General features: G+C 65.1%; 12 protein-coding genes. 5 read left to right on the forward strand and 7 right to left on the reverse strand.

Annotation, left to right across the window (positions count from 1 at the left end; all coding sequences use genetic code 11):
• Positions 1-1266, forward strand: a 1266-nt coding sequence (locus tag VJ307_10190) for a LutB/LldF family L-lactate oxidation iron-sulfur protein (GenBank protein ID HJX74511.1), incomplete at its 5' end; no start/stop codon positions are given.
• Positions 1263-1922 (forward strand): LUD domain-containing protein, encoded by a 660-nt coding sequence (locus VJ307_10195; protein ID HJX74512.1) that lies wholly within the window; start codon positions 1263-1265, stop codon positions 1920-1922. The genes VJ307_10190 and VJ307_10195, both read left to right, overlap by 4 nt.
• On the opposite strand, the gene VJ307_10200 is transcribed toward VJ307_10195, so the two are convergent.
• From VJ307_10200 to VJ307_10210, 3 genes are all read right to left on the reverse strand, one after another.
• The gene (locus VJ307_10200) at positions 1902-2840 is read right to left on the reverse strand and encodes an AEC family transporter (GenBank protein HJX74513.1); all 939 of its coding nucleotides are present in this window, start codon (positions 2838-2840) and stop codon (positions 1902-1904) included. The two genes, VJ307_10195 and VJ307_10200, sit on opposite strands and share 21 nt — an antisense overlap.
• Positions 2841-2944: 104 nt before the next feature.
• Positions 2945-3097: a hypothetical protein gene (locus tag VJ307_10205; protein HJX74514.1), complete on the reverse strand. Its 153-nt coding sequence runs from the start codon at positions 3095-3097 to the stop codon at positions 2945-2947.
• A 7-nt stretch (positions 3098-3104) separates the two neighbouring features.
• Positions 3105-3422 carry a cytochrome c gene (locus tag VJ307_10210; GenBank protein HJX74515.1) on the reverse strand — a complete coding sequence of 106 codons (318 nt, stop codon included), beginning with the start codon at positions 3420-3422 and terminating at the stop codon, positions 3105-3107.
• A 130-nt stretch (positions 3423-3552) separates the two neighbouring features.
• Between VJ307_10210 and VJ307_10215 the strand changes: the two genes are divergently transcribed.
• Genes VJ307_10215 through VJ307_10225 form a run of 3 tightly spaced genes read left to right on the forward strand, consistent with a single transcriptional unit; the run spans position 3553 to position 5495 of the window.
• A complete protein-coding gene (locus VJ307_10215; GenBank protein ID HJX74516.1) occupies positions 3553-3750 on the forward strand; it encodes a hypothetical protein in 198 nt (65 codons plus the stop codon).
• 3 nt (positions 3751-3753) lie between these two features.
• A complete protein-coding gene (locus VJ307_10220; protein HJX74517.1) occupies positions 3754-4704 on the forward strand; it encodes an ATP-binding protein in 951 nt (316 codons plus the stop codon).
• Positions 4704-5495 carry a tRNA (adenine-N1)-methyltransferase gene (locus tag VJ307_10225; protein ID HJX74518.1) on the forward strand — a complete coding sequence of 264 codons (792 nt, stop codon included), beginning with the start codon at positions 4704-4706 and terminating at the stop codon, positions 5493-5495. Before VJ307_10220 ends, VJ307_10225 begins: the two co-directional genes overlap by 1 nt.
• Positions 5496-5557: 62 nt before the next feature.
• Here the strand turns inward: VJ307_10225 and VJ307_10230 are convergent, their stop codons facing one another.
• From VJ307_10230 to VJ307_10245, 4 genes are all read right to left on the reverse strand, one after another.
• Entirely contained in the window at positions 5558-6523 is a 966-nt protein-coding gene (locus tag VJ307_10230; protein HJX74519.1) for a transposase, read from the reverse strand.
• 135 nt (positions 6524-6658) lie between these two features.
• Entirely contained in the window at positions 6659-7612 is a 954-nt protein-coding gene (locus VJ307_10235) for an SDR family oxidoreductase (protein HJX74520.1), read from the reverse strand.
• Between the two features lie 262 nt (positions 7613-7874).
• A complete protein-coding gene (locus VJ307_10240; GenBank protein HJX74521.1) occupies positions 7875-9191 on the reverse strand; it encodes a nucleotide sugar dehydrogenase in 1317 nt (438 codons plus the stop codon).
• 106 nt (positions 9192-9297) lie between these two features.
• Positions 9298-10278, reverse strand: a 981-nt coding sequence (locus tag VJ307_10245; protein ID HJX74522.1) for an electron transfer flavoprotein subunit alpha/FixB family protein, incomplete at its 5' end; no start/stop codon positions are given.

The following is a 10278-nucleotide window of genomic DNA, read 5'->3' on the forward strand; positions in this document are numbered from 1 at the left end:
GCCTCGCGGATCCGGCAGGAGGCGCTCGACAATCTCGACGCGCACCTCGCCCGGTTCATCACCGAGGCGAGGAACCTCGGCGCGGTGGTCCATGCGGCGCGGGACGGGTCGGAGGCCCGGGAGATCGCCGTTCGGATCGCCCGGGAGGAAGGGGTCTCCCTCGCCGTCAAATCGAAGTCGATGGTCGCCGAGGAGGTAGGCCTGAACGACGCGCTCGAGGCCGCGGGGATCGAAGTGGTCGAGACCGACCTCGGGGAGTACATCATCCAGCTCGCGGGGGAGGCGCCGTCGCACCTCATCGCCCCCGCGATCCACAAGACGCGCGAGGAGGTTTCCCGTCTCTTCGAGGAGAAACTCGGGGAGCCGTACACCGAGGAGATCCCCGCGCTCACGCGGATCGCCCGCAGGCGGCTGCGGGACAAGTTCTTCTCCGCGCAGATGGGGATCAGCGGCGCGAACTTTCTGTGCGCGGACACGGGATCGGTGGTCCTTGTCACGAACGAGGGGAACGGCAGGATGGTAACCACCCTCCCGCGCGTTCACCTGGTCATCACGGGGATCGACAAGGTCATCCCCCGGCTCGCCGATCTGCCCGTCCTGATGTCGCTCCTCTCGCGAAGCGCCACGGGCCAGGCCCTCTCCTCGTACGTGTCCGTCCTGACCGGGGCGAAGCGCCCCGGGGACGCCGAGGGTCCCGAGAGGCTCCACATCATCCTTCTGGACAACGGGCGCACCGGGATCCTGCAGGGGAAGTACCGGGAGATCCTGAAATGCATCCGGTGCGGCGCCTGCCTCAACGTCTGCCCGGTGTTCCAGAGCGTCGGCGGGCACGCCTACGGCTGGGTGTACCACGGACCGGTGGGATCGGTCCTGACGCCGCTTCTTCTCGGGCTCCCGGAGTCGTCTCCCCTTCCCGACGCCAGCACGCTGTGCGGCGCCTGCGAGGAGGTCTGCCCCGTCAAGATCCCGCTTCCCGGGATGCTCGTGGAACTTCGGGCGGACGGGCGGGCGCAGGGGCTCAAATCCCCCGCGGAAGTCCTGGGGATGAAGGCCTTCGCGTCGGTGATGAGCCGCGCCGGCATCCTGGAAGCGTTCCAGAGGATGGCGGGGGTCGTCTCTCAGCTCCTCTTCAAGGAGCGGAAGGTCGAATGGCTCCCCTTCCAGCTTTCCGGCTGGACCGAGCGGCGCGATTTTCCCGCTCCCGCCCCCCAGCCCTTCCGGAAACTGTGGAAAAAACAGCGGGGGATCCGTCCGTGGACCCGGTGAGACGGACGGCCGAACTGCTGGACCGCGTCCGCGCGGCGCTGCGCGGCCGGACGGTGGCGGAACCGGGCCTCCCCTACGTCGCGTCCCGGGAGCCGGGGGGGGCGGGCAGCGTGCAGGAGAGGATCGATCTGTTCCGGCGCAAGTTCGAAGCGCTGGGCGGGACGTTCCTCGCGGGGCCCGCCGAACGCGTGATCCCGGGCCTGGGGGAATTGCTCCGCGTGGAGGGGGTCACCGCTCTCTTCTTCCCGGAGGAGGACCCGGCTTCCCGCCAGGTGGCGGACGACCTCGTCCCGTTCGGGCCGTTCCTCCTCGCCTCCCCCGGCGACGTCGTGCAGGCCGAGCCGCCGGTCTCGGCGGGAATCCAGTCCGCCGAGTTCGCCATCGCCGAGTCGGGCACGATCGTCCAGACCAGCCGGGGGGGGAAATCGCTTCTGCCGGGGCTCGCCTCGGACGTCCACGTCGCCCTCCTCGCCCCCGACCGGTTCCTGGCCGGGATGGAGGATTGCCTCGAGGCGCTCTCCGCCGACCCTCCCCGGAACATCTCCCTGATCACGGGGCCCAGCCGAACGGGGGACATCGAGCTGACCCTCACCGTCGGGGTCCACGGCCCCCGGAGGGTGATCGCGGTTCTGCCCCTACCAGCCGGCCACGTGTAACACGTGGAGCCAGCCCGAGATCGTGACGGCCGAGGTCGCCGTGGAGAGGACGATGATCGTCCCCGCGAGGTCGGTGTCCCCGTTCAGCTGCGACGCCATCACGTAGGTGATCACCGCCGTCGGGCACCCCATCATGATCACCCCCACGCGCAGGTCTTGCCCGGAAAGCCCCATCCACCGGTAGAGGGCGACCGCGATGGCCGTCAGCAGGAGGGTCTTCATCCCCGCCGCCAGCGACGCGACGCGGAACCCCGACCGGGCCCGCTCGAAGGAGAACGAACCTCCCAGGCAAAGAAGCGACAGCGGCAGCGTGGCCGAGGAGAGGATCTCCAGCGTGTTGTCGACCAGCCCGGGGAGGGGGAACTTCAGCATGCTCCAGACGATCCCGAGGAAGGAGGAGAGGATCAGGGGGTTGGTGACAAGCTGGAGCCCGATTCGGCGCGCGTTCTCCCTCGCGCGACCCTTCCCGTCGCCGTGCGGGAGGATGAGGGCGACGACCGCCAGGGAATTGAGCAGCGGGACCATGAAGCCCAGGAGGATCCCCCCTTTTCGCAGCCCGATGTCCCCGGCCGCGGAGAGGACGATCGGCAGCCCCACGTAGGCGAGGTTCGCCCGGAACGCCCCCTGGACGAACGAGCCGCGCTCGGCGGGGGAAATTCCCAGGGCCCGCGAGAGGAAGACCGCCAGGAGGAAGGTGGCCACGGTCGCCGCGTACCCCCCGATGACGAGGGGTGCGTTGAACGCCTCCCGGAAATTCGAGGTGCCGATCTTGTAGAAAAGGAGGGCGGGGAGCAGAAGGTAATAGACGAGCATGTTCGCCGTGTCGATGAACGGGTCCCCGAGGAACCGGAACCGGCGGGCGGCGGCTCCGATGGCGATCACCAGAAAAACGGGCAGAACCGCCTGCAGGATGTCCATGGCCTGTTTTCTCCCCCATGCAAAACGGGCGACCCGCGGAAACAGGGTCGCCCGTCCCAACCATCGTCCGGGCGTCTCGCGGCTCGCCCCGGATTCCCCCGGCGCTACCTCGCCGCCGGACCGCGTATCGTTAGGATATAATCGATGATCACCCGGGCTTCCTCATCGGTGATCGGGCAGCCGTTCCCCTTCCGCATCCGCGTCACCGTCAACGCCCCGAGCCGTTTCCCGGCTCTCTTCTCTCTCATCCGGTCCATGCGACCGTCACTTCCCGTGCGTCGAGGAGATGTACTCGAGGATCTTCGCGGCGTCCGCGTCCGTGATCCAGTCCGCCTTCTTTCCCTGCATCTCCTTGATGATCGACATCCACCGCTCCTTGGTCTCGGTGCGGGCGGTGGCCCGGTCGAGGCCGTGGCAGACGCTGCACTTCTGTTCGAAGAGGGCTTTCCCCTCCTCCACGGCGGATATCGCGGGGACCGGCGCCGGCGCGACGGGCTTCGGCTCCTCCTTCTTGGCGCACCCGGAGACTGCGGCAACCATCAGCAGCACGACAAGGAAAGACCAAACAGCGCGCAAACGCATGGGAAAAATCCTCCTGTTCCAAGATGAGATGGCCCTCATCTTACTCCCGCGCACTCCTTTCCTCAACCGAAATCGGGACGGCAGTCTGCTATGATGATGGGGAAATCGACCGCGGAAAGGAAACGCCGGAATGATCCGAGTCCGCATGCCGCAGAAGAAGAAGGAACTGGAGATCCCGGGCCCGAAGAGGGTCATGGACATCCTTGCCGCCGCGGGCGTCCGGCCCACCACGGTCCTCGTAACGCAGGGCAAGAAACTGCTCACCAAGGACCAGTGCGTCGAGGACGGCGAAACCGTGGACATCATCTCCGTCGTCTCCGGAGGCTAACCGGTGAAGTGCAAGCGATGCGGGAAGGCCGCGGCCGCGGTCGACCTGCCCAGCCACCATTCCGCCTTCTGCCCCGAATGCTTCTTCGTCTTTTTTCGCCGGCAGGTCGAGGAGGGGATCCGGAAGTTCTCCCTTCTCTCCCCGCGCGACCGCGTCCTCGTCTGCGTCTCCGGCGGGAAGGACAGCCTCGTCCTGTGGGACATCCTCCTGGATCTCGGGTACGACGCGGAGGGGCTCACCATCGACCTCGGGATCGAGGGGTACTCGGACCGCTCGAGGGAGAAGGTCATGGCCTACGCGGAATCCCGGGGAAAGGAGCCCATCGTCGTGGACCTGCGGCGGGAAGGGGTGCCGATCCCCGAGGCGGCCAAGAAAAGCCGCAAGGAGGAGTGCTCCGTCTGCGGGACGGTGAAACGGTACTTCTTCAACCGGGTCGCGGCCTCGCGCGGGTTCTCCGTGGTCGCCACCGGCCACAACCTCGACGACGAGTCGGCAAGACTGTTGGGGAACCTGATGCACTGGCACCGGGAGCACCTTGCGCGCCAGCATCCCCTCCTGCCCGAGGCGAGCGACGGACTGGTGCGGAAGATCAAGCCGCTGTGGCGGGTGAGCGAGAGGGAGACGGCGGCGTACGGGTTCCTCAAGGAGATCGACTACGTGACCGAGGAGTGCCCGATGAGCTTCGACGCCACCTCCCTCGTCTATAAGGAGGCCCTCTCCCTCATCGAGGAGAAGATGCCCGGGACCCGGATCAATTTCTACCAGGGCTTCCTCCAGGGCAGGGAAAGCAGGGGGACGTTCCTTCCCTTTCCGGAAGAGGGGGCGGCGGCCGGCGGGGAGGAGGAAGCCGGGGGCGCGCCGACAAAATGCGCGCTCTGCGGGGCGCCCTCGTACACGGAGACGTGCGCGTTCTGCCGGCTGAAGGAGAAGGTCGGCAAAGGGGGGCGGCGGTGATGGAAGGACGGAGCCCGGCGGGGCCGCTGCGCGCGGGAGAGACCGTGATCCTCGTCGACCCGAAGGGGGAGGAGCGGATGATCATCCTGACCCCGGGGAAGCCCTTCGGGACCCACAAGGGGAACCTCCTGCACGACGACATCATCGGGAAGGCGGACGGTAGCCGGGTCTGGACCGCCATGGGGGCGGAGTACCGGGTATTCCGGCCGACGTTCATCCAATATGTGATGAACCTCAAGCGGCACGCCCAGATCATCTACCCGAAGGACATCGGCCCCATCCTGTTGTGGGCGGACATCTTCCCCGGCGCCACCGTGGTCGAGGCGGGGATCGGGTGGGGGGCGCTCGCGATCAAGCTGCTCGAGGCCATCGGGCCGAAGGGGCGCCTCGTGTCGTACGAGGTGCGGGAGGACTTCGCCGCGAGCGGCGGCCGGACGGTCGAGCGGTTCCTCGGGGCGTGCGAGAACCACGAGATCAAGGTGCGCGACATCTACCAGGGGATCGAGGAGAGGGAGGTGGACCGGATCGTCCTCGACCTGCCCGAGCCGTGGCACGTGGTCCCCCACGCCGCCTCGGCGCTCGTCCCGGGAGGGATCCTGCTCTCCTACCTCCCCTCCACGCTGCAGGTCAAGCAGATGGTCGACCGGATCGAGGAGGAGGGCGGCTTCACCGAGCCGGAAGTCTTCGAGGTGATCCATCGCCCCTGGCACGTGAAGGGGCTGTCCGTGCGCCCCGTCCAGTGGATGTTCTCCCACTCGGCGTTCCTCATCGTCTGCCGCAAAAAAGCTTAGGGACGTTCTTAAAACTTTTCATATCGGGTCGTGAATCGGGGGGGTGGTGCCAACCTGATTTCCTATGAGCGGGAAACGGCGGGGTCCGGGATCATGCCGGATGGCGAATCGTTCGCTATTCCACCGGGAAGCGGAGAATGGGCACCGCGCTTTTCGGCCGTCCGGAGCAAGTAGGCTCCTCCAGCGTCCGTGATCCCCAACCACGAGGAGACTTGGCGCCGTTCCATGCCCATCACGGCGACGCAATGCTTAAGAATCTCGGTCCTGACGATCGAAGAGATTCGGTCCCTTCGCCCCGTTTGGAACCGGTCAACGGGAATTCCTGCCTCCCGGCAGGCCTTGGACACCACCCGGAGGAATTCGCCATACGACTCTTCCTGTTCTTCCGACACTGAAGCGGTCCCACACCCCGACGAGAACATCGTCTCCCCTTGGCCGGGACGGTACGAAATGGAGACTGTGGGGTCCGTCCGTAATCCGGCCTCCAGGAACTCCAGATAATTCATGATCGTCGTGTTCCCGCCATCCCCACCGAAGAAATCCCCCAGCATCGGGAACTCGGCCCACGGAAACCCTCCGGACCGGAGGATTTCCCTGTGCATGGTCCAGGGATATCGGGCAAGATCATCCAGCGTGCCGACCAGACCCGCACGAAGGGGATTCAAATGAATGTACCGGATTGCTTCCCGCAGATACGGCTCCGTCTTGATGACGGAGGATCGAAACCGGTTCTGGAACAGATGCCCTACCCGTTGGTGTCTCCGGTTGAAATACAACGAGTAGCCCGACATCAGTCGATGCATGAACAGGGACAGGACGCCGTCTTCACTGTAGAACAGAAGGTGAAAATGATTCGGCAGAAATGCCCAGGCCAGACAGGAGGCCTTCGCCCGTTCAAGGTTCAAGTGGACCCGGCGGCGGAGTTCCTCCCGGTCCCGGTCGTCTTTGACGATATCCCTTTTCTCGATTCCCCTGGCGCACACATGGTGGAATGCCCCGGGAAAATCGATCCTCGAACCTCTCGGCATACCAGGGGAAGAACGCAATAAGCGTTCCGACCATGGTCCTCGGTGAGCGAAAGGCGAATTTTTCAGGCGGGCTTGCGGAGACTTTGCCGCCAGGTAGCGATGCCACCGTGGGCCGGCACCGCCCCATGAAAAGTTTTAAGAACGTCCCTGTTTTGAAAAGAAGTCGAACGTCCGGGAGAGCCCCTCGGGGAACCCGACCTGAGGTTCATACCCGAGAAGATCCTTCGCCAGGGAGATGTCGGCCAGGGAGTCGCGGACGTCCCCCGGTCGCGACGGCTCGAACTTGGGAGCGACGCGGCGGCCGGACAGTTTGTAGACGATCTCCAGGATGTCGAGCAGGGAGACGCGCTCCCCGCAGGCGATGTTGAACACCCTCCCGCACGCCTCCTTCGGGGCCTCGCACGCCCGGAGATTCGCCTGCACCACGTTGTCGATGTAGGTGAAGTCGCGCGTCTGGAGGCCGTCCCCGTAGATCGTAGGGGGAGTCCCGGAGAGGACCGACGTGATGAACCGGGGGATCACGGCTGCGTACGTCGACGCCGGATCCTGTTTCGGCCCGAAGACGTTGAAGTACCGTAGGGAGACCGTCTCGAGGCCGTACACCTCGCAGAAGATCCGCATATAGTGCTCGCCGGCAAGTTTCTGGGCGGCGTAGGGACTCTTCGGGTTCGGCGTCATCGACTCGCGCTTGGGGAGTTCGGGCGTGTCGCCGTAAACGGAAGAAGAGGCGGCGAAGACGACCCTTCCGACCCCGGCATCCCGGGCCGCGACGAGGAGGGTAAGCGTCCCCCCCACGTTGATCTCGTTGGACAGGACCGGGTCCGCGACCGAGCGAGGGACCGAGGGGAGCGCACCTTGATGGAGGACGTATTCCGTCCCCTCCACGGCTCGACGCGTAACTTCGAGGTCACGGAGATCCCCCTCCACCAGCTCAAACGCCTCTCTATATCTTTCGACGAGGCCGGCGAGGTTCTCTTTCTTCCCCGTGAGGAAATTGTCCAGAACCCGGACCCTGTGGCCTAACGCAAGGAGGGCCGATACCAAGTTCGACCCGATGAACCCCGCTCCGCCTGTCACCAGGTAGAACATCCGCCCTCCCAAAAGCACAGGGACGTTCTTAAAACTTTTTATCCGACCAGAGATGCGCTGGAACCATCACCATCAGTCAAACCATGCGATTGTTTCGCATGCTGCGACTCTCCGCCCGCCTACTTCCGAAAACCGCGAATCCACATCCGAATTGATATGCGGAAGAAGTCCCTTTCCAACTGGTCCATGAACTCATGGTTGTCTCCGATGCGCAAATCCTTTGCCCGGGATTAAAAAGTTTAAGAACGTCCCTACGCTTTTTTCAGAGTTTGATGATCTTGTGGCCGTTTTTCCCTTTCAGGGCGTTGCGGGCGTCGACCACCACCTTCGACTCGCGGGCGACCAGCTGGTAATCGAAGGCGCTGTGGTCGGTCACCACCACGACGCAGTCGGCCCGCCGAAGCGTCGCCGCCGAAAACGGCTGCGCCTTCATCTTCATCCCGTGCTCGGAGAGGACCGGCACGTGCGGGTCGCAGTAGGAGAGTTTCGCCCCCTTCTGGGAGAGGAGCTGGAGGATGTCGAGCGCCGGAGACTCGCGGACGTCGCTGATGTCCTTCTTGTAGGCGACGCCCAGGACCAGAACCTTCGCGCCGTTGACCGATTTTTTGAACCGGTTGAGCGCGTCGACGACCTTGCCGACCACGTAGTGGGGCATCTGCCCGTTGATCACACCGGCCAGCTCGATGAACCGGGACTCGAAGCCGTACTGCTTCGCCTTCCACGACAGGTAGAACGGGTCCAGGGGGATGCAGTGCCCCCCGATCCCCGGCCCGGGGTAGAACGGCATGAACCCGAAAGGCTTCGTCTTCGCGGCGTCGATCACCTCCCAGACGTCGATCTTCATGCGGTTGCACATGAGGGCGATCTCGTTCACCAGCCCGATGTTCACCGAGCGGAACGTGTTCTCCAGGAGTTTGACCATCTCCGCCACTGCGGCGTTGGAGACGGGGTGGATCTGCTCCATCACGCCCCCGTAGAGGGCCTCCGCCATCTTCGTGCAGCGAGGCGTCGCCCCCCCGACGATCTTCGGGATGTTTTTCGTGCTGTACTGCGTGTTGCCCGGATCGACGCGCTCCGGGGAGAAGGCGAGGAAGATGTCTTTACCGACCGTGAACCCCTTCTCCTCGAACATCGGGACGAGGAGTTCGTCGGTCGTCCCCGGGTAGGTGGTGCTCTCCAGGACGATCAGCATCTCCCGGTGGAGGTATTTCGCGACCTGCTCCGCCGCGTTCACGACGTAGGAGAGATCCGGGTCCTTCGTCTTGCGCAGCGGCGTGGGGACGCAGATGTTGACGGTGTCTGCCTCGGCCAGCGCCGAGTAGTCGGATGTCGCCCGCAGGAGACCGGCTTCCACCGCGTTTCGAACCGCTTCGGGGGGGACATCGTCGATGTACGACTTCCCCGAGCGGATCGCCCGGACCTTGGCGCCGTCGGCGTCGATCCCGATGACGCGAATCCCCGCCCCCGCGTACTCGATCGCGAGCGGCAGCCCCACGTACCCGAGGCCGATGACCGCCGCGGTGAAGTCCTTCCGCTTCAGGCGGGAGAGAAGGTCGTCGCGGGAACTTCTTCCTTTCAAGGGGACACCTCCGGGGAAACCATTCCCGAACGGATGGAAAAACGCCCACGCACGAGGCTTCGCCCGGTTCCACGTGGGCTTCCGATAATACTATATCGGTAACGCCTCAGGCGGACTTCAATTTCTTGATCTGCTCGATCAGCTCGGGCACCGCCTTGAACAGGTCGGCCACCAGCCCGTAGTCGGCCACCTGGAAGATGGGGGCTTCCTCGTCCTTGTTGATGGCGACGATCACCTTGGAGTCCTTCATCCCCGCCAGGTGCTGGATGGCGCCGGAGATCCCCAGGGCGATGTAGAGCTCCGGGGCGACGATCTTCCCCGTCTGCCCGACCTGCCAGTCGTTGGGTGCCCACCCCGCGTCCACCGCGGCGCGGGAGGCGCCGATCGCAGCCCCGAAGAGGTCGGCGAGCTGCTCGACGAGCTTGTAGTTTTCCTGGGACTTGATCCCCCGGCCCGCGGACACGACGACCCGCGCCTCGGTCAGCTCCGGGCGCTCGGACTTGGTCTCCTCCCGGCCGACGAAGACGGTTCCCGCCGGGTCCGCCGTCACGGACACCTTCGTCACCGGCGCCTTCCCGTCGGCCTTCGGGGCCGGATCGAAGGCGGTCTGCCGCACCGTGAACAGAAGCGGGCTTCCGGAAAGCTCCACCGTGGCGATTGCGTTCCCCGCGTACAGGGGACGGTGGACACGCAGGCTCTCCCCTTCCTTGGCAAGTCCCACGATGTCGCTTGCCAGAGGGGCGTCGAGCAGGCCGGACAGGCGCGGCATGAAGTCCTTGCCGAAGGTCGACGCCGGGGCCATGACCGCCCCGTACCCTTTTTTCTTCACCAGCCCGGCGACCGCCGGGGCGTACGACACCGCCAGGTATTTCGCGAATGCCTCGCCTTCGCCCAGCAAGACGGAGCGCACTCCGTGGGAAGCGACGGTATCTGCCACCGCCTGGGCCCCCTGCCCGAGGACGAGAGCGTCGACCTCCCCCCCGATCAGGCTCGCGAGCGTCTTCGCCGCCGAAATCGTAGATAGGGTCGTCTTCTTGAACGCCCCTTCCTGATGCTCGACCACCACCAGTATGTCCGCCATCTCCCC

Source organism: Candidatus Deferrimicrobiaceae bacterium (assembly GCA_035256765.1).
GTDB lineage: Bacteria > Desulfobacterota > Deferrimicrobia > Deferrimicrobiales > Deferrimicrobiaceae > CSP1-8.

What these genes read in the sequence shown, in the direction of transcription:
- VJ307_10200 (HJX74513.1), bottom strand. Translation starts at nt 2,840, where the DNA reads ATGGACATCCTGCAGGCGGTTCTGCCCGTTTTTCTGGTGATCGCCATC.
- VJ307_10205 (HJX74514.1), bottom strand. Translation starts at nt 3,097, where the DNA reads ATGGACCGGATGAGAGAGAAGAGAGCCGGGAAACGGCTCGGGGCGTTG.
- VJ307_10210 (HJX74515.1), bottom strand. Translation starts at nt 3,422, where the DNA reads ATGCGTTTGCGCGCTGTTTGGTCTTTCCTTGTCGTGCTGCTGATGGTT.
- VJ307_10215 (HJX74516.1), top strand. Translation starts at nt 3,553, where the DNA reads ATGATCCGAGTCCGCATGCCGCAGAAGAAGAAGGAACTGGAGATCCCG.
- VJ307_10225 (HJX74518.1), top strand. Translation starts at nt 4,704, where the DNA reads ATGGAAGGACGGAGCCCGGCGGGGCCGCTGCGCGCGGGAGAGACCGTG.
- VJ307_10230 (HJX74519.1), bottom strand. Translation starts at nt 6,523, where the DNA reads ATGCCGAGAGGTTCGAGGATCGATTTTCCCGGGGCATTCCACCATGTG.
- VJ307_10235 (HJX74520.1), bottom strand. Translation starts at nt 7,612, where the DNA reads ATGTTCTACCTGGTGACAGGCGGAGCGGGGTTCATCGGGTCGAACTTG.